Source organism: Pseudomonas sp. NPDC089395, assembly GCF_044749525.1.
Classification (GTDB): domain Bacteria; phylum Pseudomonadota; class Gammaproteobacteria; order Pseudomonadales; family Pseudomonadaceae; genus Aquipseudomonas.
Genome location: NZ_JBIVID010000001.1, coordinates 576,668 through 599,877 on the forward strand (window position 1 = coordinate 576,668; position 23,210 = coordinate 599,877).

A 23,210-nucleotide genomic window follows, 5' to 3' on the forward strand; every position below is an offset into this window, starting at 1 on the left:
ATGACACAAGCGCTCCTGGCAACCCTGTACCAGTCCCTCGAACAGCACCGCCCCGCCACCCTCGAGGCCCTGCTCGCCAGTGTCTCCCTGCTGCTGCCAATCCTCGACGCCATCCCCAACGCCGCGATCTTCATCAAGGACCCCGACGCCCGCTACGTGCTGGCCAACACCACGCTGGTCCAGCGCTGCGGCCTCAAGCGTCTGCAGCCGTTGCTGGGCAAGACCAGCGCCGAGGTTTTCCCGGCGCAGCTGGGCCCCGGCTACACCGAGCAGGATCGCCGAGTGTTGCAACAAGGCATGGTGCTGGAGGACCAGCTGGAACTGCACCTGTACGGCAGCCGCGAACCCGGCTGGTGCCTGACCCACAAGCGCCCGCTGTACAACCCCGCGGGCGCGATCATCGGCCTGGTAGGCATCTCCGTCGACCTGCAGTCAGCCGCCGACACCCATCCCGCCTACCAGCGCCTGGCGGCCGTGGACGAGCACATCCGCCAGCATTTCCACCAGCCGATCAGCATGGGCGAACTGACCCGCATCGCTGGGATTTCCGTGGCGCAGCTGGAGCGCTACTGCAAGCGGGTATTCCACCTCACGCCGCGACAGATGATCCACAAGGCCCGCCTGGAGAAGGCCCATCGCCTGCTGCACAGCGACCTGCCGATCACCGAGGTGGCCCTGCAATGCGGCTACACCGACCACAGCGCGTTCAGCCGGCAGTTCAAGCAACTGACGGGCTTTACCCCCCGCCAGTACCGCCAGGCGACGGCGCTTCAGGAGGCTTGAAAGAGGGCACGCGCCTCGGTGAAGCACTGCTCGGCAATCGCCGAGCGCGGCTCGCTGCGGCGCAGCAGCAGGCCGACCGGGCTGTGGATGCTGGCGTCGGCGATGGGGATGATGCGCAGGTGTTCGCTCAAGTCTTCCAGCCCGAAGTTCAGCGGCATCACCGCGCAGCACACGCCGGCGGTGATGGCCTGGATCAGCTGGAAGCTGGAGTCGCTTTCCAGCACGGCCATGGGTTCCAGGCCACGGCTGCGCAAGCTCAGGTCCAGCGACTGGCGGTAGTGCATGCCCTTGCTGAGCAGGCCCAGCGGCAGGTCAGCCAGTTCGCTCCATTGCAGTTGCGGGGTATCGAGCTGGAAGTGCCGGGTATCGTGCAACAGGCCCATGGTGGTGGTGCCCAGCTCGATCACTTCGAAGAAGCTGGCGTTGACCTGGTCCAGGTAGCAGATCCCCAGGTCGAGCTGGTTGCGGCTCAGGCCATCCATGATCTGTTCGGTGCTGTGCGTGCTGAGCTGGTACTGCAGCTCGGGGTATTTCTCGCGCAGTGGCATCAGCAGGCTCATGGTGTTGAAGCTGGCCAGCGGCACGCTACCCAGGCGCAGGCTGCCGACCACCTGGCCACGGCAGCTGGCGGCCTCGGCCTGCAGGCCGTCATGGGCGGCGAGCAGGGTGCGGGCCCAGGCCAGGATACGCTCGCCGGCTTCGGTGAAGCCTTCGAAGCGCTGGCCGCGCTTGACCAGCATCAGGTCCAGCTCGTCCTCCAGGTTGCGCAGGCGCATGGACAGGGTCGGCTGGGTGATGTGGCACAGCGCCGCGGCCTGGCCGAAGTGGCGGGTCTGGTCGAGGGCGATGAGGAACTTGAGCTGCTTGATGTCCATGGGGGGGCCTGGGGTTGGTTGGGCAGACCTTAACCAAGTCTGCGATAGATGTCATTGATCGGCTGGTTCGCCATATCGATTGGACGCCTCGGCGATGGGGCCCTCAACTCAACACATGATCCACGGGCTGCAACGCCGGTGGCAGCGGCTCGACCCCCAATGCCCCCAGCACATCCCGCTCGACCGTGCGCACCATGGCATCCATCGGCAGGTCGTTCTCGTCCCGCCCGAACGGGTCCTCAAGCTCATTGCCAATCGCATCCAGGCCAAAGAAGGTATAGCCGACGATGGTGGTGAACAGCGGTGCCAGCCAGCCCAGCGGCTCGGCCAGGGCGAACGGCAGCAGCAGGCAGAAGATGTAGATGGTGCGGTGCAGCAGCAAGGTATAGGGGAAAGGCAGTGGCGTGCCCTTGATCCGTTCGCACGTCGCCTGGACCTCGGTCAGGCCGGCCAGGCGCTGCTCCAGCAGGGTGTAGCGCCATTCGCTGATGCGTTGCTGCCCGGCCAGCCGTGAACAATGCTCGCCCATCTCGCGCAGGATGCCATCGCAGACGTTGTGCGCGGCCACTCGCGCGTCGTCGCCCAGCCAAGGCCGCGCGGCGCGCGCTTCGTCCTCGTTGCGTAGCCGCGCACTCAGGGCGTGGGCAAAGCCGCACAGGTTGCGCAGCAGCTGGGTACGAAGCTGGGCATCGTCGATCACCACGCTTTCGCGCACGAACGAGCGGGTTTCGATGATCAGCTTGCCCCAGGCCTTGCGCCCTTCCCACCAGCGGTCGTAGCAGGCGTTGTTGCGAAAGCTCATGAAGATCGACAGCGACAGGCCGAGCAAGGTGAAGGGCGTGGCACTGACCGGGTAGAAGAATGCCGGGAAGTGACGTTCGACCAGCACGATCAGTGCAGCCAACAAGGTGACCATCAGGCAGCGCATAGCGATGCGCTTTACGATCGATCCCTTGAGGGTGAACAGCACACGCAGGACATCGGGATGGGGGTGGACGATCATGGAATTCCAATGGCAGTGGGTTAGCCGCCGGTCATGTTCATGAAGCGCAGGATCTGCACATCGCCACCCACTTCGAAGTGGTGGCGGTAGGGCTTGAGGTGCAGCGAGTCGCGGATGGCTTGTTCCAGGCGCTCGGCATTGCCCGGGTGAGCCCGCAGCACTTGCTTGAGGTCCACCGAATGTTCGTTGCCCAGGCACAGCAGCAGGCGGCCTTCGACGGTCAGGCGCACGCGGTTGCAGGTGGCGCAGAAGTTGTGGCTGTGCGGCGAGATGAAGCCGACGCGGGTGTGCGCGGCTTCAGCCAGGCGCCAGTAGCGTGCCGGGCCCTGTGACGATTCGGTCGACTCGATCAAGGTGAAGTGCTCGGCCAGGCGCGCGCGCACTTCATCGCTGGAGCAGAACGACTCGCCGCGCTCATGCTCGCTGATCACCCCGAGCGGCATTTCCTCGATGAAGGTGATGTCCAGTTCGCGGTCGATGGCAAAGCGCACCAGGTCGACCAGTTCATGGTCGTTGCGGCCCTTGAGCACCACGCAGTTGAGCTTGATGCGCTGGAAGCCGGCACGGCGTGCGGCGTCGATGCCGGCGATCACCTGCTGCAGGTCGCCGGTGCGGGTCAGTTGCTTGAAACGCTCGGCATCCAGGCTGTCGAGGCTGATGTTCAGGCGCGACAGCCCGGCATCGAACAGCGGTTGGGCCAGGCGCCCGAGTTGCGAGCCGTTGCTGGTCATGCACAGCTCGCGCAGGCCGGGCAGGGCGGCGATACGCCCGCACAGGTCGACGATGCCCTGGCGCACCAGCGGCTCGCCACCGGTCAGGCGGATCTTGCGGGTGCCCAGGGCGACGAAGCGCTCGGCCACCTGGAACAGTTCTTCGAGGCTGAGGATCTGCTGGCGCGGCAGGAACTGCATGTCTTCGGCCATGCAGTAGACACAACGGAAGTCGCAGCGGTCCGTCACCGACATCCGCAGGTAGTCGATTTTGCGGTTGAAGCCGTCGATCAGGGGGCGGCTGGTCTGTTCCACGTGGGCGCTCGGCAGGGTTGGGGTGTTAGGTTCAAGCTATTACCTGCCGGGCCCCCCGTCAAATTGCTTTGCCCGACTGTTCGATCAATATCCTCTATCACGGCTGCAGCCCTTGTATGCCGAAGCCTTGATCGCATTCCCGCGACTTGAAAAAAACCGAGCATCAAAACCGTGATCGACGCGGTTTATCACACCGTAAGCCATATCGATTGGACGGCTCTACACCGCCCTCCCTAGGCTGGAAAAAAGCACCGGGCTACGACCCGCTGCATCTTTTACACGCCCGCGTGAGGATTCACCCCCATGAGCCAGGACCAACACATCAGGGACTACAAAGGCCCCGCCGCGGGCTGGGGTGCGCTCAAGAGCGTGACCAAGAGCTGGCTGGGCAGCGAGAACGCCTTCAAGAACCTGCGGGCCATGCTCAAGACCAACCAGAACGGCGGCTTCGACTGCCCGGGCTGTGCCTGGGGCGAGTCGCCGGAAAGCGACATGGTCAAGTTCTGCGAGAACGGCGCCAAGGCGGTCAACTGGGAGGCCACCGGGCGTTCGGTGGACCCCGCCTTCTTCGCCAGGTACAGCGTCAGTGCCCTGGCCGAGCAGACCGACTACTGGCTCGAGTTCCAGGGCCGTTTGACCCACCCCATGCGCTACGACGCGGCCACCGACCATTACGTCGAAACCACCTGGCAAGAAGCGTTCGCCCTGGTCGCCCGGCACCTGCAGGCGCTTGACTCGCCCGATCAGGCCGAGTTCTACACTTCGGGCCGGGCCAGCAACGAGGCGGCGTTCCTGTACCAGCTGTTCGTGCGCGCCTACGGCACCAACAACTTCCCCGACTGCTCGAACATGTGCCATGAAGCCAGCGGCGTGGGCATGTCGGAAACGCTCGGGGTAGGCAAGGGCACGGTGGTGTTCCATGACCTGGAGCTGGCCGACGCGATCTTCGTCATCGGCCAGAACCCTGGCACCAACCACCCGCGCATGCTCGAACCGCTGCGTGAAGCGGTCAAGCGCGGTGCTCAGGTGGTGTGTTTCAACCCGCTCAAGGAGCGTGGCCTGGAGCGCTTCCAGCACCCGCAGCACCCGTTCGAAATGCTCAGCAACGGCTCGGAACCGACCACCAGCGCCTACTTCCGCCCTGCCCTGGGCGGCGACATGGCGGCCATGCGCGGTATCGCCAAATACCTGCTGCAGTGGGAGCGCGAGGCCCAGGCCAAGGGCGAGCCGGCGGTGTTCGACCATGCCTTCATCGCCGAGCACACCAGTGGCGTGGACGCCTACCTGGAAGCGGTGGACGCCACCCCGTGGGCGCATATCGTCGCGCAATCGGGCCTGACCCTGGCCGAGATCGAGCTGGCCGCGCGCATGTACCGCAAGGCCCAGCGAGTGATCATGTGCTGGGCCATGGGCGTGACCCAGCACCGCCACTCGGTGGCGACCGTGCAGGAAATCGTCAACCTGCAGCTGCTGCGCGGCAACGTCGGCAAGCCGGGGGCCGGGCTGTCGCCGGTGCGGGGCCACAGCAACGTGCAGGGCGACCGCACCATGGGCATCGACGAGAAGCCTAGGGCGGCGCTGCTCGATGCCCTGGAAAAACGGTTTCACTTCCGCGTGCCGCGTGCCCACGGGCATAACGCGGTGCTGGCGATCAAGGCCATGGAGGAGGGGCGGGCCAAGGTGTTCATCGGGCTCGGTGGCAACTTCGCCCAGGCCACGCCGGACACGCCACGCACCCACGCGGCCCTGCGCAACTGCGCGCTGACCGTGCAGATCTCCACCAAGCTCAACCGCTCACACCTGGTCACCGGCCGCGATGCGTTGATCCTGCCCTGCCTGGGCCGTACCGAGATCGACCTGCAGGACGACGGCCCGCAGGGGGTGACTGTGGAAGACACGTTCAGCATGGTGCACATCTCCCACGGCCAGCTTCGTCCGCGTTCGCCGCACCTGCGTTCGGAACCGTGGATCGTGGCCGGCATGGCCAAGGCCACCTTGGGCAACAAGCCGATCGACTGGGAATATGCGGTCGCCGATTACAGCCGTATTCGCGCGATGATCGCCGATGTCATCCCGGGCTTCGCCGATTTCAACGAGCGCCTGCAGCATCCCGGCGGCTTCCACTTGGGCAACAGCGCGGCGCAACGCAATTGGCGTACCGCCACCGGCAAGGCGCGCTTCAGCCCCAGCCCGCTGCCTGAGCAACTGGTCAATGCCAAGGTGCTGGCGCGGGGCGACAAGCCAGACCTGATCCTGCAGACCATGCGCTCGCATGACCAGTACAACACCACGCTGTACGGGCTCGATGATCGTTACCGCGGGGTGTTCGGCTTGCGTGAGGTGGTGTTCGTCAGCGAGGCGGATATCCGTCGGCTGGGCTTCGAGCCGGGCGAGCACGTGGACCTGGTGTCGCTGTGGGAAGATGGCGTGGAGCGGCGGGTGTCGGGGTTCCGACTGGTGCCTTATGACATTCCGGATGGGCAGGCGGCGGCGTATTACCCGGAGACCAATCCTTTGGTGCCGTTGGACAGTTATGGGGAAGGGACCTATACACCGACTTCGAAGTTTGTGGCCATTCGATTGGAGAAGGCCAGGGCGGGGAACCGGATCGAGGCGGTGCTTGCCGCTGATTGATGGGGGGCCGGCACAGCCAGCCCCCATCAGGTTCTATGCACCGGATAGGCCGTGGTGTACTTCATCTGCTCCATGGCAAAACTGGAGGTGATGTTGGAAAGCCCATCGGTACTGGTGATCAGCTTCTTGTAGAACCGGTCATACGCGGCAATATCCCCCACCACCACCCGCAGCATGTAGTCCCAGTCCCCGGACATGCGATACACCTCCATCACCTCTTCGAACCCCGTCACCGTCGTGGCGAACTGCTCCAGCCAGGCGCTGTCGTGGCGCTGGGTCTTGAGCTGGACGAACACCGTCAGCCCCAGCCCGAGGCGCTCGGGGTCGAGCAGGGCGACGCGGCCAACGATGTAGCCGTCTTCTTCCAGGCGCTTGACCCGTTTCCAGCACGGCGTGGTCGACAGGTTGACGGCTTCGGCCAGGTCCTTGAGCGAGACCGAGGCATCGCGCTGGAGCAGGGTAAGGATGTGCTGGTCGAAGCTGTCCATATCGATCGGGAACCGGTAAGAAAAATATTCCCCAGCCTACCGCAGCATTAGAAAAATTTCCTGCCGGTGTGGGCGTTGTCGCGGTCCCTGGTTGTGCGATAGTTGCAGCCTTACCCTCACTGCCAATGGGCCTGACCATGTCCGACAAGCCGCGCAATTTCGCCACCCTAGCCATTCACGCCGGCGAGCAGTCCAGCGTCGCTGACAATGCGATCTTTCCGCCGATCTACACCGCCAGCTCCTACATCAAGCGCAGCCTGGACGATAACCCCGAGTACGCTTACAGCCGTGTCGGCAACCCCACCCGGCATGCCTACGAAACCTGTGTCGCAGCGCTCGAAGAAGGCGTTGGCGCGGTCGCTTGCGCCTCCGGGGTAAACGCCACGGCCACCGTGCTCGAGCTGCTGCCCAAGGATGCCCACGTGGTGGTGATGAACGGTGTGTATGGCGGCACCTTCCGCATCCTCGAAGACTACCGTGGCCGCACCTCGGGCCTGACCACCACCTACGTCGACCTCAACGACCTGGAGGCCGTGGCCGCAGCGATCAGGCCCGAGACCCAACTGATCTGGATCGAGTCGCCGACCAACCCGTTGCTGCACCTGGTCGATATCAAGGCCGTCTGCGACCTGGCGCGGGCGCGTGGCATCCTCACCTGCATCGACAACACCTTCTGCTCGCCGTGGAACCAGCGCCCGATCACCCTCGGCGTGGACCTGGTGATGCACTCGGCCAGCAAGTACATCGGCGGCCACTCCGACCTGACCGGCGGCGTGGTGGTGGCGGCCAACGACGCGCTGCTGGCGCGCCTGCGCAAGATCAGCATGGCCGTCGGCGCGATCCAGGGCCCGTTCGACTGCTACCTGGCGCTGCGCGGGTTGAAGACCCTCGACGTGCGCATGGAGCGCCAGTGCGCCAACGCGCTGCAGGTGGCGCGCTTCCTCGAAGGCCACCCGCAGGTGGAGCAGGTCTATTACCCGGGGCTGGAAAGCCACCCGCAGCATGAGCTGTGCAAGCGTCAGATGCGCGCGGGCGGGGCGGTGGTGGCGATGAAGGTCAAGGGTGCTGACCGGGCGGCGCTCAACCGCCTGGTGGAGGCTTTGCGGATCTTTGTCCTGGCCGACTCGCTGGGCGGGGTGGAGAGCATGATCAACCACTCCTGGAGCATGTCGCACAATTCCTTGAGCCCGGAGCAGAAAGGGGCGATGGGGATCGGCGAGAACCTGCTGCGGCTGTCGGTGGGGATCGAGGACTATCGGGATCTGATCGAGGATCTGGATGGGGCGTTGAAGGCTTCGGCTGGGGTGTGATGGCTGCTGGCCCTATCGCTGGCAAGCCAGCTCCCACAGGGATATCACAACCCTTGAGGTTTGCGCTGTCCTGTGGGACCCGGCTTGCCGGCGATAGGGCCGGTTGATTCAGCAGAAATCCATCAGGACTTCGGCGGATGAATGATCCGTTCGATCTTGTCCTTGATCAGCAGGCGCTCCCTGCGCAGGCGAGTGACGGTTTCGTCGTTGGTGCCATTGCCTTCGGCGGCCACCACCTCTTTGTCCTTGGCGTTGTATTCCTTGTGCAGCTTGTGAAGGTCCTGGTCCTTGTCTATCAGTGCCTGGAATGCGTCAGCGGTAACGTGCAAGTCAGCGAGCAGATCATGCGGAACTGGCATTTCTTCACCTCTGTCAGGGTTGTCGTTGAGTCCTGACCTTTGAGGATAGCCGCCTTTGCGCAGGTAGGGGACTGGGGTAGGCTGTCGCATCCCCCCACGCCTGGAACCCGCGCCATGCCGCACCTGAACCTGGAATACAGCGACAACCTGCCGGCACTGAATGTCGACGTGCTGCTGCTGCGCTTGAACCACACCTTGGTCGGCAGCGGCCAGTTCGCCGACGAGGCGGATATCAAGAGCCGTGCCCAGGCTTTCCAGCAGTACCGGGTGGGCATTGCGCCAGGTGAGCGGGCGTTCGCCCACGTGCGCCTGGCGATCCTCAGCGGGCGCTCGTCCGAGGTCAAGCAACAACTGTCCCACAGCCTGCTGGAGGTGCTGCGTGAAGCCATCCCGGAGCAGCCCGGCGTGGACCTTCAGCTGTGCGTGGAAGTGCTCGATATCGACCGCGAGCCTTATGCAAAGCTTCGCCTGCCAGGCTGAATGGCAACTGAGTGAAGTTTATTTAATTGCCCAAAGGCGCTGTTTCACGGATTTGTTGGCGTCTTTTTCACAAAATATTGATGGTGCGCTTTCTAGAGTTCGCACACTTTCCCGCGGTGCCGTCATCCGGCGGGTTGATAACAACTCTTGAATGCGAACACCATGCTCAACATGAAATCCCTGCGGACTGAATGGGTCACGCTGCTGGCCAGCCTGTACCTGCTTATCGGCTTCAACATATTTCTCTGGGAGCACCTGCAACAGATGGTGCCCGCCGGTTTGCCTGGGCTGTGGCTGAGCTTGGCGTACGCCACGCTGATGCTGTTCGCGTTCAACTTGATATTGACCCTGTTCGCGTTTCGTTATGTGCTGAAACCCTTGTTGGTCGTGTTGTTCATGAGTGGCGCGGGCGTCGCTTACTTCATGAACCAATATGGCGTGCTTATTGATGCCGGCATGTTCCGCAACATGGCCGAGACCAATATGACGGAAGTGCGTGACTTGCTGTCTTTGAAGTTTGCCGCCTATATCTTGTTTCTTGGGGTGTTGCCGTCGGTTCTGCTGTGGAAAGCGCCGATCGCCTACCGCGCCTGGCACCGGGAATTGCTCGGCAAACTGGTGGTCAGCGGTGCCTGTGTCGTCGCTCTGGGCTCGGTAGCGCTGGTCAACTATCAAGGCCTGTCGTCGCTGTTTCGCAATCACCACGAACTGCGCCTGATGCTCACCCCGAGCAACATCGTTGGTGCCTCTATCGGTTATGTCAACGAGCGCGTCGGCACGGCTGCCCGGCCTTTCCAGAACTACGGCGAAGATGCCAAGCGCGATACTGCCTGGCAGCATCATGAACGCAAGTCGCTGACGGTGCTGGTGGTGGGTGAAAGTGCGCGGGCTGATCATTTCGGCGTCCTGGGCTATGAGCGTGATACCACGCCGAACCTGGCCAAGCAGCAGGGCCTGCTGGCGTTCTCCGATGTGCATTCCTGCGGCACTGAAACAGCCGTGTCGGTGCCTTGCATGTTCTCGGGCATGCCGCGCAAGGATTACGACGCCCGCGTGGCGAAGAACCGTGAGGGCCTGCTCGACATCCTCCAGCGCGCCGGTCTGGCGGTGCAGTGGCGCGACAACCAATCCGGCTGCAAGGGCACCTGCGACCGCGTGCAGTTCATCGACGTCAGCAACCTGAAAGATCCGGCACTGTGCGCCAACAATGAATGCCATGACGAAATCCTCCTGCAGGGCCTGGGCGAGCTGATCGACAACCTCGACAAGGACACCGTGCTGGTGCTGCACCAGATGGGCAGCCACGGGCCCGAGTACTTCAAGCGCTACCCCAGCGCTGGCGAACGCTTCACCCCGGTGTGCCAGAGCAATGCCCTGAACCAGTGCAGCGAGCAGGAGATCATCAACGGCTACGACAACACCCTGGCCTATACCGACAAGGTGCTGTCGTCGCTGATCGACACCCTGCGCAGCAAGCAGGACAAGGTCGACACGGCGATGATCTACCTGTCCGACCACGGTGAGTCGCTGGGCGAGTACAACCTGTTCCTCCACGGCACCCCTTACACCATCGCCCCGGAGCAGCAGAAGCACGTGCCGCTGCTGACCTGGTTCTCCGACAGCTACAAAGCAGACTTCGGCCTGGACACCGACTGCCTGTCCAAGCTCAGCAGTGCGCCGCTGTCGCAGGACAACCTGTTCCACTCGATGCTCGGCCTGTTGCAGGTGCGCACCGAGGTCTACCAGCAGTCGCTGGACATGTTCGCCAGCTGCCGCCCTTGGCTGGCCGCCAAGCGCTGAACCCTTCCTGCCAACAGTCCATCGAAGGCGCGGTGGTCGCCAGGTTTCACCCACAGCGCCCGCGCCGTATATACTGCGCGCCAATGTTAGTGGGAGAGCCTCGTGGCCATCGAAATACACTGGATCCGTGACGACCAGACCCTGGCCGAAGGCTGCCGCAAGTGGCGTGAACTGCCCTTCGTGGCAGTGGACACCGAATTCATGCGGGTCGACACCTTTTACCCCAAAGCCGGCCTGATCCAGATCGGCGACGGCCAGTGCGCTTTCCTTATCGATCCGCTGCTGATCAATGACTGGCAACCGCTGGCCGATCTGCTCGACGACAGTGGCGTGGTCAAGGTTCTGCATGCCTGCAGCGAAGACCTCGAGGTGCTGTTGCGCCTGACCGGCAAGCTGCCGCAGCCGCTGTTCGACACACAATTGGCGGCCGGTTACCTGAACCTGGGCTTCTCCATGGGCTATTCGCGTCTGGTCCAGGAGGTGCTGGCCATCGAGCTGCCCAAGGGCGAGACCCGCTCCGACTGGCTGCAGCGGCCGCTGTCGGATACTCAGGTCAGCTACGCCGCCGAGGATGCCGTGCACCTGGCCGAGCTGTTCTCGGCCCTGCAACCACGGCTGTCCGACGACAAATACGCCTGGGTGCTGGAGGACGGCGCCGAACTGGTCGCAGCGCTGCGCCGCGAAGTCGAGCCAGAGACCCTGTACCGCGATGTCAAGCTGGCCTGGAAGCTGAGCCGCCAGCAGTTGGCCGTGCTGCGCGAGCTGTGCGCCTGGCGCGAGCGCGAGGCCCGCAGCCGTGATGTGCCACGCAACCGCATCCTCAAGGAACACTCGCTGTGGCCCATGGCCAAGATGCAGCCGGACAATCTGTCGGCGCTGGCCAAGATCGAGGAAATGCACCCGCGCACCATTCGCCAGGACGGTGCCCACCTGATCGAGCTGATCAAGCGCGCCGCCAGCCTGCCGCCTGAGCAATGGCCATCGGCGTTGCCCGAGCCGCTGCCGATCGAAGCCTCTGGCATCCTCAAGCGCCTGCGCGCCATCGGCCAGGCCGAAGGCGAGCGACTGGGCATCGCCCCAGAGCTGATGCTGCGCAAGAAAACCCTGGAAGCGCTGCTCAAGAGCGGCTACCCCGATGGCCCCTATCAACTGCCCGATTCGCTGCGCGGCTGGCGCCGTGAGCGGATGGGCCAGGCCCTGCTGGACGACCTGTCAGGCGCCGGAGAAACCCGATGAAACGCATCTGCTCGATCTACAAGAGCCCCCGCAAGAACGAAATGTACCTCTACGTGCTCAAGGCCGACGGCCTGGAGCGCGTGCCCGAGGGCTTGCTGCCGTTCTTCGGTACCCCCAAGCACGCCTTCGACCTGGTGTTGAGCCCCGAGCGCAAACTGGCCCGCGAGGACATCGCCAAGGTGCTGGAGAACCTCGACAACCAGGGCTACCACCTGCAGATGCCGCCGCCGGACGATGAGTACATCGAGCACCTGCCCGAAGAGTTGCTGCGCCGTAACGACCCTGTCTGACCATGCGCGTTCTGATCGCTGAACACAGCCACGACCATTACGCCCAGTTGCTCGCCGAAGCGGCCCCAGACCTGGAAATCCTGACCAGCGGCGACTCCGCCGAGCTGGCCGGGCAGGCTGCGCAATGCCCGGTGTGGCTGGGCCGGCCAGACCTGCTGGCAAGCCTGCTGCGTCAGGGCCACAAGCCGGCCTGGATGCAGTCGACCTGGGCAGGCATCACGCCGTTGCTGGGCGAGGGCCTGCCGCGTGATTACCGTCTCAGCCGCGCAGTGGGCATCTTTGGCCAGGTGATGGCCGAGTACATGCTCACCTACATGCTGGGCCACGAGCGCGAGGTGCTTTCGCGCCTGGTCAGCCAGGTCGAGCGGCGCTGGGACGACCGCCCCGGGCGCACGCTGGAGGGGCGCAAGGTACTGATCGTCGGCACTGGTGACATCGGCCAGCGCGTGGCCGAATTCCTCGTGCCGTTTGGCGTAATCTTGTACGGTGTGGCGAGCAGTGCGCGCAGCCAGGCGCCGTTCGTCGAGGTGGCGGGGCTTTCGGAGCTGCCGCGCCTGGTCGGGCAGGTGGACTATGTCCTCAACCTGCTGCCGGATACGCCGGCCACCCATGACCTGTACGATGCGGCGCTGTTCCAGCAGTTTCTGCCCACCGCCCTGTTCATCAATGCCGGGCGTGGCGCGGCAGTGGTCGATGCCGACCTGGTCGAGGCGTTGAAGGAAGGGCACCTGGCGGGCGCGGTGATCGATGTCTGCCGGCAGGAACCATTGCCGCAGCGGCATCCGTTCTGGACGGCGTGGGGGTTGTTGCTGACCGGGCACAGCTCGGCGCCTACTTCGCCGGCGGCGATGGTGCGGTTGTTCGTCGAGAATCTGCGGGCTTATGCGGCGGGGCAGGGGCTGCGCGGGGAAGTGGATTTCGCCCGGGGCTACTAGCACTTTATGTCTGTACCGGCCCTATCGCCGGCAAGCCGGCTCCCACAGAGATGGCACTGCAGTACCTGTGGGAGCCGGCTTGCCGGCGATAGGGCCGGTACAGGTAACATAAGGCTTACAGGCTGAAATTACCTTCCGCCGCCAGCTCGCTCAGCGGCTTGCGCGGGCTCGGCACTTCACGCGCCTGCAGGGCCTCGTCAAGGCTGGCCTTGTCGCCCAGCTTGCCGATCGCCACCATGGCATGCAGCTCATAGCCCTCAGGCACCTTCAGCTCGGTACGCGCCAGTTCCTTGTCGAACCCGGCCATGCCGTGGGTATGCCAGCCGCTGATGCTCGCCTGCAACGCCAGATGGCCCCAGGCAGAGCCGGTGTCGAAGGTGTGCCACAGGGCGGGTTTCTCTTCGCTGGCGCCTGGCGCTGCAAAGGTCGTCTTGGAAATCACCAGCACCAGCGCCGATGCCTGTTGCGCCCAACTGCGGTTGAACGGCACCAGCAGTTCCAGATAACGCGCCCAGTTCGGCGTGTCGCGGCGGGCATAGAGGAAGCGCCACGGCTGCGAATTGTAAGCCGACGGCGCCCAGCGCGCGGCTTCAAGGAAGCTCAACAGGGTCTCTTCGCTGATCGGCTCGGCGGTGAAAGCACGTGGCGACCAACGGTTGATGAACTGCTCGTTGATCGCGTAATCGGCGATGCGGGGGGTGGCGCTCATGGCTGCTCCTGCAAGGGGACGGGAAACTCCGCACGCTACTGCGTCCACTCGCCACTGACAAGCGGTCTGGCGTTGCCGAAGGCCAGGCTCTAGACTGGCGCCGCCGCGCGCCGCGGCGCCGGAATGAATGCAGGAAACCCGTGTGATGATCGCTGACAGCGCGCCGTTCTGGCGGCGCAAGACCCTCGAACAACTCGACCCGCAGGAATGGGAGTCGCTGTGCGACGGCTGTGGCCTGTGCTGCCTGCAAAAACTCGAGGATGAAGACGACAACAGCGTCTACTACACGCGTATCGCCTGCAAGCTGCTGGACCTCGACACTTGCCAGTGCAGCGACTACCCCAACCGCTTCGCCCACGTGCCCGATTGCATCCAGCTGACCCCAGGCAAGGCCGACCAGTTCAAGTGGTTGCCGAGCACCTGCGGTTATCGGCTGGTCAGCGAGGGCAAGGATCTACCGGCCTGGCACCCGCTGGTCTGCGGTGACCGCAAGCAGGTCCATGAACAGCGCATTTCCCAGTCGGGGCGTATGCTCAGTGAGCATGATGTGGATGAAGACGACTGGGAAGAGCACCTGATCTTCCGCGCCAGCTGAGCAGGTCTGGCCCGTCGCCTCTGGGGAACAAGGAGTTTCTGTATGCGTTGCCAGCTGTTGCTGTTACTGGGCGTTGTAGCCTGTTCGCCGGCCTGGGCGAAGAAAGTCGACCTCGACTACCAGGTGCGCCTGTTGCCCGCCAGTGGCCAGGCCGAAGTGCGCCTGACGCTGGGTGAAGGCAGCGCGGTGCGCAGCCTGGACTTCGACCTTGGCAAGGCGAATGCCTACAGCGGTTTCCAGGCTGACGGCCAGTGGCAGCAGCAGGGCGAGCGGGGTGTCTGGCACCCGGCAGCGGGCAAGACCAGCCTCAGCTACCGGGTGAAGCTGGACCAGAAGCAGCGCAGCGGCGCCTATACCTCCCGCATCACGCCGCACTGGGCGCTGTTCCAGGGCGATCAGCTGGTCCCGCCCGCGCGCCTCGACCAGCAGGACGGCACCGAACTGGTGGCCCGGTTGTCGGTCGACCTGCCCGAGGGCTGGCAGAGTATCGAAACGGCCTGGCCGCGCATTGGCAAGGACAAGTTTCGCATCGATAACGTGTCACGCCTGTTCGATCGCCCAACCGGCTGGATGCTCGCCGGCGACCTTGGCAGCCGCCGCGCACGGCTGGGTGAAACCGACGTGACCGTGGCCGCACCGGTGGGGCAGGGCATGCGGCGGATGGACAACCTGACGTTGCTGACGTTCGTCTGGCCGCAGTTGCAGGCGATGTTCCCGCGCAACCCGCCGAAGCTGCTGCTGGTCGGCGCGCGCGATGGCATGTGGCGCGGGGCGATGGCGGCGCACGGTTCGCTGTACCTGCACAGTGGTCGGCCGATGGTCAGCGAGAACGGCAGCAGCCCCCTGTTGCGCGAGCTGGTGCAACTTTTCGCGCAGATTCGGGTGCGCGACAACAGTGACTGGCTGGGCCAGAGCCTGACCGATTACTACGCCAATGAACTGTTGCGCCGCGCTGGCGGGATAAGCGATGACCGTTATCAGGTGTGGCAGGCACGGCTGCAGAAGCAGGGCGCCAAGGTCACCCAGTTGCGCGCCGCCAAGGCCAGCCCGGCGCAGGTGGCGCGAGGGGTGCAACTGTTACAGGCGCTGGACAAGGAAATCCGCATCCATACCCAGGCCAAGCGCTCGCTGGATGATGTGACCCGTGCGCTGATGCGCCTGCCGAGTGTCAGCACCGAGGAGTTCGTGCAGATCAGCGAGAACGTGCTGGGGCGCCGCTCCGAGGTGTTGCAGAGCAAGGCACTGCAGTAAGTATCCAGAGTCCGCACTGGCCCTATCGCCGGCAACCCTTCACTCACCGATCACCGTCACCCCTCGGGTAGCCGCCCGGGCACTGCGCTGCAGCGCCTCCAGCTCCACCGCACTGCGCTCGATGTCCGAACGCAAGCGGTGATATTCCTGGCGATGCTGCTGCCACCAGGCCTTGGTCGAACAATGCCCGCTGACCCCACGCGCCACCGCCAGGCCGCCCACCACCATCTGCAGCAGCCCGACCAGCCCACCATGGCGCAGCCCCTTGCTGAACATCAGCGCCCCTCCGGCCAGTGAACCGACCCGTTCCAGCCCCCGCACGTTGTGCGCCGAAGCCCCCGAAGCAGAATGGATATCAAGCATGGCCAAGCCTCCCTGTGATGTGTAAGCAGCTGACCCGTGGCCGGCGGGCGCCGTTCACTCGGCATGCCGGGCGGTCGTGCATCAGCCCTCGAAGGCTTGCTTTTGGGGTATCGCGCATTGGCCTGACCCTGTGGGAGCCGGCTTGCCGGCGATGAGGCCAGTGCTGACACCACAATGGCGGCTTTTTACTTGAACTTCGGCCCAGACCGGGTATTCAAGCCCTTGGCCAACCGGTCATACAGCACCACATTCACCGTCGCCGCCAGGTTCATGCAACCCTCGGTCGGAATGTAGATGGTCTCTTCGCACCACGCCCGCACATCGGCACTCAAGCTGCCGTCTTCCGGCCCGAAGATGTAGATGGCGCGGTCCGGGTGGGTGTACTCGGGCAACGGCCGGGCGCCGTCAACCAGCTCAACGGCTACCGGTGTGCAGCCCAGGGGAATGATGCGCTGCAGGTCGTCGATACCAATCAGCGGAATGTCGTAATGCACCCGCTTGGTATCGGTGACGAAATCGCGCGCGCGTTCATAGCGCTTGCCGGTGTAGAACACCGAGTTGACGCCGTAGCAACCCGCTGCGCGCATCACCGAACCGACGTTCTCCGCAGACTTGGGGTTGAACAGGCCGATGCAGCTGTACCGTTTGTTTGCCACGTGCCGGGGCCTTTCGCAAAAAAAGCGCGATTATACGGGCTTGCCGGCAGCAGCGGGGGCCGTATCGATGGGAAGCATCGATGGGAAGTATCGACGGTCAGTCCTTCTTGAGCATCCCCGCCAGCGCGGCGAACGGGTTGTGCGTGGCCTTGGCGATGCTCGGCGTGCTCAGGGAGCCTTCGCTGAAGTACTGCTGGTCGGTGTAGCGCGAGTGCTCGTTGTCGTGGCAGTACAGGCACAGGAGCTCCCAGTTGGAACCGTCCTGCGGGTTGTTGTCGTGGTTGTGGTCACGGTGGTGCACGGTCAGCTCGCTCAGGCGCTTGCCGGCGAACTCGCGGGCGCAGCGGCCGCAGACGTGCGGGTACATCTTCAGGGCCTTGTCGCGGTAGCCCATCTCCTTGTCGCGCTTGGCGTCGGCGAGGATGCGGTCGAGGCGGGCGGTGGCGGCGGAAGTGGAAGCCGAACTCATGGTGTTTCCTTTGTTCTGATCAGGCATGTGACGGTTACACCAATGAGTCTAGCGCGCTTGCAGGGCAAGCGGACAGGCAAAAACGCCAATAACGGCGTAGCCTGTAGGAAGGTTCCCGACAGGAGGTTGCTGATGTTTCATGCGATCCTCGCCGCGTTGCTTGTCGCCGCCATGCCCCTGGCCGAGGCGGCGAGCACGCCACCACGCTTGAATACCCCCGTGCCCGGTGCGCCCGGCACGCCGACGCCCACGCCGTACCCGCAAATCACCCCGAGTACGCCGCCCAAGGCCTATGACAACAAACCAGGTGCGCCGCTGTTGCCGCCGATGCCGGTGCCGGGGCCGCCGAAGGACCAGCCGCTGCCCGGGTTGCGGCAGGAACCGGCGAAACCGGTGGTGGAGGAGGACTAGCGGAACGGTTGCGGGCCCTATCGCCGGCTTGCCGGCGATAGGGCCCGCGATCAAGCGCGCGTCTTACGCCACGCCCAGCTCATTGAAGACGAACGCATATTCCAGCGCCACATCCCGCAGCCCTTGGTAGCGCCCGCTCATGCCACCGTGCCCGGCGCCCATCTCAGTCTTGAGCAGCAGCAGGTTGTCGTCGGTCTTGCGCGTGCGCAGGCGTGCCACCCACTTGGCCGCTTCCCAGTACTGCACGCGGCTGTCGTTGTAGCCGGCGACCACCAGCATGGCCGGGTAGGCCTGGGCGCTGACGTTCTCGTAGGGCGCGTAGGCCTTGATCCGCTCGTACACCTCGGGCTCCTCGGGGTTGCCCCATTCGTCGTACTCGGTGACGGTCAGCGGCAACTCGGGGTCGAGCATGGTGTTGAGCACATCGACGAACGGTACTTCGGCAATGGCGCAGCGGAACAGCTCAGGGCGCTGGTTGAGCACCGCCCCCATCAACAGGCCACCGGCGCTGCCGCCGCTGATGGCCAGGCGATCGGACGACGTCACGCCCTGGGCGATCAGGTGTTCGGCGCAGGCGATGAAGTCGCTGAAGCTGTTGTGCTTGTGTTCCTGCTTGCCGGCGCGGTACCAGGCTTCGCCCAGCTCGCCGCCGCCGCGCACATGGGCGATGGCAAAGCCCACGCCGCGTTGCAGCAGGCTCAGGCGGGCATGGGAGAACCACGGGTCGAGGCTCTCGCCGTAGGCGCCGTAACCGTACAGGTAGAGCGGCACGGTCTTGCCTTGGTCTTGCTTGCGACGGACCAGGCTGATCGGCACCTGGGTGCCATCGGCGGCGGTGGCCCACAGGCGCTCGCTGACGTAGTCGTCGGCATCGAATTCGCCCAGCACCGGAGTCTGCTTGAGCACCACCTGGGCGCCCGTGGCCAGTTCCAGCTGGCGGACCTGCGCGGGGCGGTTGAGCGCTTCATAGCGCAGGCGCACGCGGCGGCTGACGAATTCCAGGCTGTCCTGCACGTATAGGCTGTAGGCCGCGTCAGGCAGTTCCACTCGGTAGCTGGCAAGGCCTTGCGGGCGAACCTCGATGATCGGCAGGCCGCCTTCGCGCAGGCTCAAGGTCAGGGCACTGGCATTCAGGCTGAGGCCTTCGAGCATGATGTCGTCGCGGTGTGCCACCAGCAGCTGCCACTGCGCGCGGGTCGGTACCTGCTCGACCGGGGCCTGATACAGGGCGAAGTTGATGCCGTCCTGGTTGGTGCGGATGAACCAGCGCCACTGGCCGTCGAGCTGGCCGTGGTCGGGGAAGTATTCGTGGCCTTCCACCCGTGGCGCCAGGCAGGTGAAGGCGGCCTGCGGGGTGAGGGCATCGAGCACCCAGGCTTCGCTGGTGGTCTTGCTGTTGAGCAGCAGTACCAGCTGTTGTTCGGAGCTTGTGCGATAGCAGTGCAGGAAGAACCGGCCATCGGGCTCTTCGAACACGTTCTGCGCGTCATCCTCGCCCAAGGTGTAGCGGCGCAGGCGCCAAGGGCGGTGGGTGTCGTCCAGTTCGGCGAAGAACAGCGTCTGGTTGTCGTTGGCCCAGGTCAGGCTGCCGTCGCAGTCGTCGAAGGGCAGGGTGGTCAGGCTGCCGCTGGCCAGGTCCTTGACGTACAGGGTGTAGATTTCGTCGCCGCTGGTGTCGAGGCTGTAGGCCAGCAAGCGGTGGTCGGGGCTGACACTGAAGGCACCCAGGGCCAGGAAGCCACCGCCTGCCAGGGCGTTGGGGTCGAGCAGCAGCTGTTCCTGCTGCTCGTCCACGGTATTGGAATCATCCGCCGGGCGCGGGCAGCGGTAGTGGCGCGGGTACTCGTCGCCTGCCGTGGTGCGCGTGTAGTACAGGTACGGGCCCCAAGGCGAGGGCAACGACAGGTCGGTTTCGAGGATGCGACCCTTGATTTCCTCGAACAACTGCTCGCGCAGGGGCGCCTGGTCGGCCAGGCAGGCCTCCTGGTAGGCGTTTTCCGCCTGCAGGTAGTCGAGTACTTCGGGCGTGTCGCGCTGTTGCAGCCAGGCGTAGGGATCGGCGCCCTGGTCCTGGCGGGCGATAGGGGGCTGAAGCGCGTTGGGCATCGGTGTTCTCTTGGCTGGGGGGCGCCTGCGCCCGGAAAAGTGTTTATCATAGGCGTCTCTTTGCCTGGCTTGCACGATCACCATGACCGAGAACGACTATACCCTCGCCTGGGGCCTCTACGCGGTGGCCGCCCTGGGCTGCCTGTGGGTGGGTTTCAAAATCACTGGCTGGATGTGGCGTTGGCTGCGTGAGCCGCTGCGGGTGATCCTGGCGGTCCTGCTGCTGACCCCGACCGTGGTCGACCCGGCCAAGGATGCGGTTGCCCCGGCCATCGCCATCACCACCCTGGACCTTGCCTTCAAGGTAGGCAACAACGCCTGGCGAGCGGTTTCCGACTTTGCCATGTACGGCATGATCGCCTTTGCGCTGTATGCGCTGTTCGTGCTGCTGCGCTGGCCCTTGGAAAAACGTGCCCGCGAGCGCCGCGAACAGGCCGAGGCCGCTGCCCAGCGCCAGGCCGCCGAGGACGCCCGGCTCGACGCCGGCGCGCCACTGGCCGCCGAACGCCGCGACCGTTACCGCGATGACCTGCCGCCTGCAGCGCCATCCGGCGGTGGTCGGGTCGAGCCCCGTTTGTAAGCGGAGACAGCGAACATGTGCGAACTGCTGGGCATGAGCGCCAACGTCCCTACCGATATCGTCTTCAGCTTCACCGGCCTGATGCAGCGCGGCGGCCGCACCGGCCCGCACCGTGACGGTTGGGGCATCGGCTTCTACGAAGGCCGCGGCCTGCGCCTGTTCCAGGACCCGGCGGCGAGCAGCGAGTCGGAAGTGGCCAATCTGGTGCAACGCTACCCGATCAAGAGCGAAGTGGTCATCGGCCACATCCGCCAGGCCAACGTCGGCCGGGTGTGCCTGTCCAACACCCACCCGTTCGTCCGTGAAATGTGGGGCCGCAACTGGTGCTTCGCGCACAACGGCCAGCTCGGCGACTTCAAGGGCGAGGCAACGTTCTACCGCCCCGTGGGCGATACCGACAGCGAAGCGGCCTTCTGCGACCTGCTCAACCGCATTCGCGCGGCCTTTCCGGAGCCTGTGGAAGTGGAACAGCTGCTCCCTGTGCTGGTCGAAGCCTGTGCCGAGTATCGCGGCAAGGGCGTGTTCAACTGCCTGCTCAGCGACGGCGACTGGTTGTTCTGCTTCTGCTCGACCAAGCTGGTCCACATCACCCGCCGCGCCCCGTTTGGTGCTGCGCGATTGAAAGATGTCGACCTGATCGTCGATTTTCACACCGAGACCACGCCCAACGACGTGGTGACGGTGATCGCCACCGAGGCCTTGACCGAGAACGAGACCTGGCGGCGCTACGAGCCCGGCCAATGGGGCCTGTGGCGGCACGGGGAGTGCGTTTCGCACGGCCAGAGCTAAGGACGCTGAATGTTCAGAAGTTACTTGCGGTTGCTGCTGTTCACCTTCGGCCTGCTGGCCGGTATCCAGGTCCCGGGGCTGGTCAAGGACTACAGCCAACGGGTCGAGGCGCACCTGTTCGAATCACGCCAGGCGCTCGATGGTTTCAAGCAGACCGCCGAGCGTTTCTTCAAGGGCGACCTGCAGGCGTTGGTGCGCCATTACCGCAGCAGTGACGACCCAGTGTTCAACAGCGATGCCAACAGTATCGAGAGCCTGTTGATCCGCAACCAGTTGCTGGAGAACGAGTGGCAGGTGCTGCAGGGGTCGTGGTTGACGACGACCTGGCATGTGCTGGTGCAGCCGGATCCGCAGTTGCGCGAAGAGACGCTCAAGGGGTACAGCTATCAGATTCTGCTGGTACCCGAGGCGATAGGCTGGGGCGTTGGGGCAGGGTTTGTGCTGGCGTTCGTGGTCGAGAGCCTGTTGCTGGGGATTGGCTGGGTGCTTTTGGGTGGGCGGCGCAAGGCGGTCAAGGAGAGCTGGCGTTGATTCATGATGGCCCGGGAAACCAACGGCGATTCACGAGACTTCGCACTTGCCGTTCTCTCTGAAAGATTAAGGCCACTGCGTCAGCAAACGTCTTACACTGACGTTTTTGCTAGCTCAGAGCGTTGCTGTGAACTTCACTGATCAAACCTTCGATACGATTCTGAACGCACTGCACGACGGCGTTTACATCACGGATGGTGCAGGGATTACCGTTAAGGTAAACAGCGCGTACGAGCGTCTTACCGGACTGCAGAGCGAACAGCTCATCGGTCGCAGCATGCACGACCTGGTACGCGACGGTGTCGTTTCGCAATCCGCATCCTTACGCGTACTCCAGCAAGGCGCTCCGGTTTCCGTTATGCAGAGCCTCGGTAACGGCAAGAAGCTGTTGGTGAGCGCAACGCCTATCTTTGAAAATCGCCGCATCAGTTACGTTGTCAGCGCCGTACGGGACATGACCGAGCTTCTGCGCATGAAGCATGAAAGGGATGAGCTTGCTGGGCTCAAGAAGCTGCGTCAGAGCACTGCGCAGTTGCATGCGGGTGAATATGAAAAACTGGCTCAGTCTTCGCTGGTCTTTGACCTGGCGCAAACAGGTTCGCTTTTCGCGCAGGCACGACGTGTAGCAGGCAGTGACGTGAAGGTGCTGCTGCTAGGTGAAACCGGTGTCGGCAAAAGTCTCGTCGCTCAGTACATTCACAATGCCAGCGCTCGGGCCAACGAGCCTTTCATACCGCTCAACTGCGGAGCAATGCCAGAAAACCTGATCGAGGCGGAATTGTTTGGCTACGCGCCAGGGGCGTTCACTGGCGCAGCGGCCAAAGGGAAGCGAGGGCTCCTGGAGCTGGCGAACCACGGGACGTTGTTCCTTGACGAAATTGGCGATCTGCCGTTGTCGCTTCAGGTCAAGCTTCTGAAAGTTATCGAGGAGAAGCGGTTCATTCCGGTGGGTGGGCTTGAACTACGCGAAGTAGATATCCGAATCATAAGTGCCACCCACCATGACTTGCGACAGAGAGTCGAGCAGGGGTTGTTCCGTGCTGACCTGTACTATCGACTGAACGTGGTGCCCATCCACATTCCCGCGCTTCGTGAGCGCGCCGGAGAGATCCCCACGCTGTTGGAGCATTACCTGGGGCACTTCAACGAACGCTATGGGCGCAAGATGATGTGGGGGCTGGAAACCCTCGATCTGCTCTGTGAGTACGCATGGCCTGGAAATATCCGTGAGCTGATCAATTTGGTCGAGCGTTTGGTCGTCATCTGCGAAAGTGACACGATCGAGGCGTTGGATCTCCCTGAGGAAATCCTCAACCTTCATGATGATCGCTTGGATCAAAACCGCCTGCCGCTGCGCAAAGTTCTGGAAAACGCAGAGCGCAGCGCAATCCTTTCAGCAATGCGCGTCCACAAGACCACGCGGCTGGCAGCCAAAGCGCTGGGTGTCAGCCAGGCTACCGTCGTTCAGAAGATGAAACGCTGGGAGAGATCTGATTAGGTTTCTGATCGGCAGCCGTTTTTCCGATTGAAAT

Annotated in this window: 25 protein-coding genes; 15 read left to right on the forward strand and 10 right to left on the reverse strand. The window is 63.9% G+C overall.

What is annotated here, in order from left to right; all coding sequences use genetic code 11:
* A complete protein-coding gene (locus tag ACIPZG_RS02670) occupies positions 1-783 on the forward strand; it encodes a helix-turn-helix domain-containing protein (RefSeq protein WP_400709915.1) in 783 nt (260 codons plus the stop codon).
* On the opposite strand, the gene ACIPZG_RS02675 is transcribed toward ACIPZG_RS02670, so the two are convergent.
* From ACIPZG_RS02675 to moaA, 3 genes are all read right to left on the reverse strand, one after another.
* Positions 771-1,658, reverse strand: coding sequence for a LysR family transcriptional regulator (locus ACIPZG_RS02675; RefSeq protein ID WP_400639348.1), 888 nt, complete (start codon positions 1,656-1,658; stop codon positions 771-773). The genes ACIPZG_RS02670 and ACIPZG_RS02675 overlap by 13 nt on opposite strands.
* Positions 1,659-1,761: 103 nt before the next feature.
* Positions 1,762-2,661 carry a bestrophin family protein gene (locus ACIPZG_RS02680; protein ID WP_400709918.1) on the reverse strand — a complete coding sequence of 300 codons (900 nt, stop codon included), beginning with the start codon at positions 2,659-2,661 and terminating at the stop codon, positions 1,762-1,764.
* A 20-nt stretch (positions 2,662-2,681) separates the two neighbouring features.
* Positions 2,682-3,686: a GTP 3',8-cyclase MoaA gene (gene moaA / locus ACIPZG_RS02685; RefSeq protein WP_400709921.1), complete on the reverse strand. Its 1,005-nt coding sequence runs from the start codon at positions 3,684-3,686 to the stop codon at positions 2,682-2,684.
* A gap of 303 nt (positions 3,687-3,989) precedes the next feature.
* Here moaA and ACIPZG_RS02690 point away from each other — a divergent pair, with 303 nt between their 5' ends.
* Entirely contained in the window at positions 3,990-6,320 is a 2,331-nt protein-coding gene (locus ACIPZG_RS02690) for an FdhF/YdeP family oxidoreductase (protein WP_400709924.1), read from the forward strand.
* Between the two features lie 26 nt (positions 6,321-6,346).
* On the opposite strand, the gene ACIPZG_RS02695 is transcribed toward ACIPZG_RS02690, so the two are convergent.
* Positions 6,347-6,808 (reverse strand): Lrp/AsnC family transcriptional regulator, encoded by a 462-nt coding sequence (locus tag ACIPZG_RS02695; RefSeq protein WP_400709927.1) that lies wholly within the window; start codon positions 6,806-6,808, stop codon positions 6,347-6,349.
* A 125-nt stretch (positions 6,809-6,933) separates the two neighbouring features.
* Between ACIPZG_RS02695 and ACIPZG_RS02700 the strand changes: the two genes are divergently transcribed.
* Complete coding sequence (locus ACIPZG_RS02700; protein ID WP_400709930.1) at positions 6,934-8,118, forward strand: trans-sulfuration enzyme family protein; 1,185 nt, start codon at positions 6,934-6,936, stop codon at positions 8,116-8,118.
* Positions 8,119-8,240: 122 nt separating this feature from the next.
* Here ACIPZG_RS02700 and ACIPZG_RS02705 read toward each other — a convergent pair whose 3' ends face one another.
* Positions 8,241-8,477 carry a YdcH family protein gene (locus tag ACIPZG_RS02705; RefSeq protein ID WP_400641538.1) on the reverse strand — a complete coding sequence of 79 codons (237 nt, stop codon included), beginning with the start codon at positions 8,475-8,477 and terminating at the stop codon, positions 8,241-8,243.
* 114 nt (positions 8,478-8,591) lie between these two features.
* Here ACIPZG_RS02705 and ACIPZG_RS02710 point away from each other — a divergent pair, with 114 nt between their 5' ends.
* From ACIPZG_RS02710 to ACIPZG_RS02730, 5 genes are all read left to right on the forward strand, one after another.
* Positions 8,592-8,957 carry a 5-carboxymethyl-2-hydroxymuconate Delta-isomerase gene (locus tag ACIPZG_RS02710; protein WP_400709933.1) on the forward strand — a complete coding sequence of 122 codons (366 nt, stop codon included), beginning with the start codon at positions 8,592-8,594 and terminating at the stop codon, positions 8,955-8,957.
* A 162-nt stretch (positions 8,958-9,119) separates the two neighbouring features.
* Positions 9,120-10,757, forward strand: coding sequence for a phosphoethanolamine transferase (locus ACIPZG_RS02715; RefSeq protein WP_400709936.1), 1,638 nt, complete (start codon positions 9,120-9,122; stop codon positions 10,755-10,757).
* Between the two features lie 102 nt (positions 10,758-10,859).
* Positions 10,860-11,993: a ribonuclease D gene (gene rnd, locus ACIPZG_RS02720; RefSeq protein ID WP_400709939.1), complete on the forward strand. Its 1,134-nt coding sequence runs from the start codon at positions 10,860-10,862 to the stop codon at positions 11,991-11,993.
* Complete coding sequence (locus ACIPZG_RS02725) at positions 11,990-12,283, forward strand: YcgL domain-containing protein (protein ID WP_400641545.1); 294 nt, start codon at positions 11,990-11,992, stop codon at positions 12,281-12,283. Before rnd ends, ACIPZG_RS02725 begins: the two co-directional genes overlap by 4 nt.
* Positions 12,284-12,285: 2 nt before the next feature.
* Entirely contained in the window at positions 12,286-13,218 is a 933-nt protein-coding gene (locus ACIPZG_RS02730) for a D-2-hydroxyacid dehydrogenase (RefSeq protein ID WP_400709942.1), read from the forward strand.
* A gap of 115 nt (positions 13,219-13,333) precedes the next feature.
* On the opposite strand, the gene ACIPZG_RS02735 is transcribed toward ACIPZG_RS02730, so the two are convergent.
* Positions 13,334-13,927 carry a nitroreductase family protein gene (locus ACIPZG_RS02735; protein ID WP_400709945.1) on the reverse strand — a complete coding sequence of 198 codons (594 nt, stop codon included), beginning with the start codon at positions 13,925-13,927 and terminating at the stop codon, positions 13,334-13,336.
* A 145-nt stretch (positions 13,928-14,072) separates the two neighbouring features.
* Here ACIPZG_RS02735 and ACIPZG_RS02740 point away from each other — a divergent pair, with 145 nt between their 5' ends.
* Both ACIPZG_RS02740 and ACIPZG_RS02745 read left to right on the forward strand, forming a co-directional pair.
* Complete coding sequence (locus ACIPZG_RS02740) at positions 14,073-14,522, forward strand: YcgN family cysteine cluster protein (protein WP_400641548.1); 450 nt, start codon at positions 14,073-14,075, stop codon at positions 14,520-14,522.
* A gap of 42 nt (positions 14,523-14,564) precedes the next feature.
* Positions 14,565-15,773, forward strand: coding sequence for a hypothetical protein (locus ACIPZG_RS02745; protein ID WP_400709948.1), 1,209 nt, complete (start codon positions 14,565-14,567; stop codon positions 15,771-15,773).
* Positions 15,774-15,812: 39 nt separating this feature from the next.
* Here the strand turns inward: ACIPZG_RS02745 and ACIPZG_RS02750 are convergent, their stop codons facing one another.
* The 3 genes from ACIPZG_RS02750 to ACIPZG_RS02760 form a co-directional block, all read right to left on the reverse strand.
* Complete coding sequence (locus ACIPZG_RS02750) at positions 15,813-16,136, reverse strand: DUF2892 domain-containing protein (protein ID WP_400709951.1); 324 nt, start codon at positions 16,134-16,136, stop codon at positions 15,813-15,815.
* A gap of 185 nt (positions 16,137-16,321) precedes the next feature.
* Positions 16,322-16,792: an RNA methyltransferase gene (locus ACIPZG_RS02755; RefSeq protein WP_400641554.1), complete on the reverse strand. Its 471-nt coding sequence runs from the start codon at positions 16,790-16,792 to the stop codon at positions 16,322-16,324.
* A 97-nt stretch (positions 16,793-16,889) separates the two neighbouring features.
* The gene (locus ACIPZG_RS02760; RefSeq protein ID WP_008095668.1) at positions 16,890-17,261 is read right to left on the reverse strand and encodes a YajD family HNH nuclease; all 372 of its coding nucleotides are present in this window, start codon (positions 17,259-17,261) and stop codon (positions 16,890-16,892) included.
* A 132-nt stretch (positions 17,262-17,393) separates the two neighbouring features.
* Here ACIPZG_RS02760 and ACIPZG_RS02765 point away from each other — a divergent pair, with 132 nt between their 5' ends.
* On the forward strand, positions 17,394-17,672 hold the full coding sequence (locus ACIPZG_RS02765; protein WP_400709954.1) for a hypothetical protein: 279 nt from the start codon (positions 17,394-17,396) through the stop codon (positions 17,670-17,672).
* Positions 17,673-17,735: 63 nt separating this feature from the next.
* On the opposite strand, the gene ACIPZG_RS02770 is transcribed toward ACIPZG_RS02765, so the two are convergent.
* Positions 17,736-19,778 (reverse strand): S9 family peptidase, encoded by a 2,043-nt coding sequence (locus tag ACIPZG_RS02770; protein ID WP_400709957.1) that lies wholly within the window; start codon positions 19,776-19,778, stop codon positions 17,736-17,738.
* Positions 19,779-19,860: 82 nt separating this feature from the next.
* Here ACIPZG_RS02770 and ACIPZG_RS02775 point away from each other — a divergent pair, with 82 nt between their 5' ends.
* The 4 genes from ACIPZG_RS02775 (at position 19,861) to ACIPZG_RS02790 (ending at position 23,176) form a co-directional block, all read left to right on the forward strand.
* Positions 19,861-20,358, forward strand: a complete 498-nt coding sequence (locus ACIPZG_RS02775; protein ID WP_008093454.1) for a hypothetical protein — start codon at positions 19,861-19,863, stop codon at positions 20,356-20,358.
* 15 nt (positions 20,359-20,373) lie between these two features.
* Positions 20,374-21,147, forward strand: a complete 774-nt coding sequence (locus ACIPZG_RS02780; protein WP_400709960.1) for a class II glutamine amidotransferase — start codon at positions 20,374-20,376, stop codon at positions 21,145-21,147.
* A 9-nt stretch (positions 21,148-21,156) separates the two neighbouring features.
* On the forward strand, positions 21,157-21,678 hold the full coding sequence (locus tag ACIPZG_RS02785; RefSeq protein ID WP_400709963.1) for a DUF2937 family protein: 522 nt from the start codon (positions 21,157-21,159) through the stop codon (positions 21,676-21,678).
* A 127-nt stretch (positions 21,679-21,805) separates the two neighbouring features.
* Complete coding sequence (locus tag ACIPZG_RS02790; protein ID WP_400709966.1) at positions 21,806-23,176, forward strand: sigma-54 interaction domain-containing protein; 1,371 nt, start codon at positions 21,806-21,808, stop codon at positions 23,174-23,176.
* Positions 23,177-23,210 lie beyond the last annotated feature (34 nt).

What these genes read in the sequence shown, in the direction of transcription:
- ACIPZG_RS02670 (WP_400709915.1), top strand. Translation starts at nt 1, where the DNA reads ATGACACAAGCGCTCCTGGCAACCCTGTACCAGTCCCTCGAACAGCAC.
- ACIPZG_RS02675 (WP_400639348.1), bottom strand. Translation starts at nt 1,658, where the DNA reads ATGGACATCAAGCAGCTCAAGTTCCTCATCGCCCTCGACCAGACCCGC.
- ACIPZG_RS02680 (WP_400709918.1), bottom strand. Translation starts at nt 2,661, where the DNA reads ATGATCGTCCACCCCCATCCCGATGTCCTGCGTGTGCTGTTCACCCTC.
- ACIPZG_RS02690 (WP_400709924.1), top strand. Translation starts at nt 3,990, where the DNA reads ATGAGCCAGGACCAACACATCAGGGACTACAAAGGCCCCGCCGCGGGC.
- ACIPZG_RS02695 (WP_400709927.1), bottom strand. Translation starts at nt 6,808, where the DNA reads ATGGACAGCTTCGACCAGCACATCCTTACCCTGCTCCAGCGCGATGCC.
- ACIPZG_RS02700 (WP_400709930.1), top strand. Translation starts at nt 6,934, where the DNA reads ATGGGCCTGACCATGTCCGACAAGCCGCGCAATTTCGCCACCCTAGCC.
- ACIPZG_RS02705 (WP_400641538.1), bottom strand. Translation starts at nt 8,477, where the DNA reads ATGCCAGTTCCGCATGATCTGCTCGCTGACTTGCACGTTACCGCTGAC.
- ACIPZG_RS02710 (WP_400709933.1), top strand. Translation starts at nt 8,592, where the DNA reads ATGCCGCACCTGAACCTGGAATACAGCGACAACCTGCCGGCACTGAAT.
- ACIPZG_RS02715 (WP_400709936.1), top strand. Translation starts at nt 9,120, where the DNA reads ATGCTCAACATGAAATCCCTGCGGACTGAATGGGTCACGCTGCTGGCC.
- ACIPZG_RS02725 (WP_400641545.1), top strand. Translation starts at nt 11,990, where the DNA reads ATGAAACGCATCTGCTCGATCTACAAGAGCCCCCGCAAGAACGAAATG.
- ACIPZG_RS02730 (WP_400709942.1), top strand. Translation starts at nt 12,286, where the DNA reads ATGCGCGTTCTGATCGCTGAACACAGCCACGACCATTACGCCCAGTTG.
- ACIPZG_RS02735 (WP_400709945.1), bottom strand. Translation starts at nt 13,927, where the DNA reads ATGAGCGCCACCCCCCGCATCGCCGATTACGCGATCAACGAGCAGTTC.
- ACIPZG_RS02740 (WP_400641548.1), top strand. Translation starts at nt 14,073, where the DNA reads ATGATCGCTGACAGCGCGCCGTTCTGGCGGCGCAAGACCCTCGAACAA.
- ACIPZG_RS02745 (WP_400709948.1), top strand. Translation starts at nt 14,565, where the DNA reads ATGCGTTGCCAGCTGTTGCTGTTACTGGGCGTTGTAGCCTGTTCGCCG.
- ACIPZG_RS02750 (WP_400709951.1), bottom strand. Translation starts at nt 16,136, where the DNA reads ATGCTTGATATCCATTCTGCTTCGGGGGCTTCGGCGCACAACGTGCGG.
- ACIPZG_RS02760 (WP_008095668.1), bottom strand. Translation starts at nt 17,261, where the DNA reads ATGAGTTCGGCTTCCACTTCCGCCGCCACCGCCCGCCTCGACCGCATC.
- ACIPZG_RS02765 (WP_400709954.1), top strand. Translation starts at nt 17,394, where the DNA reads ATGTTTCATGCGATCCTCGCCGCGTTGCTTGTCGCCGCCATGCCCCTG.
- ACIPZG_RS02770 (WP_400709957.1), bottom strand. Translation starts at nt 19,778, where the DNA reads ATGCCCAACGCGCTTCAGCCCCCTATCGCCCGCCAGGACCAGGGCGCC.
- ACIPZG_RS02775 (WP_008093454.1), top strand. Translation starts at nt 19,861, where the DNA reads ATGACCGAGAACGACTATACCCTCGCCTGGGGCCTCTACGCGGTGGCC.
- ACIPZG_RS02780 (WP_400709960.1), top strand. Translation starts at nt 20,374, where the DNA reads ATGTGCGAACTGCTGGGCATGAGCGCCAACGTCCCTACCGATATCGTC.
- ACIPZG_RS02785 (WP_400709963.1), top strand. Translation starts at nt 21,157, where the DNA reads ATGTTCAGAAGTTACTTGCGGTTGCTGCTGTTCACCTTCGGCCTGCTG.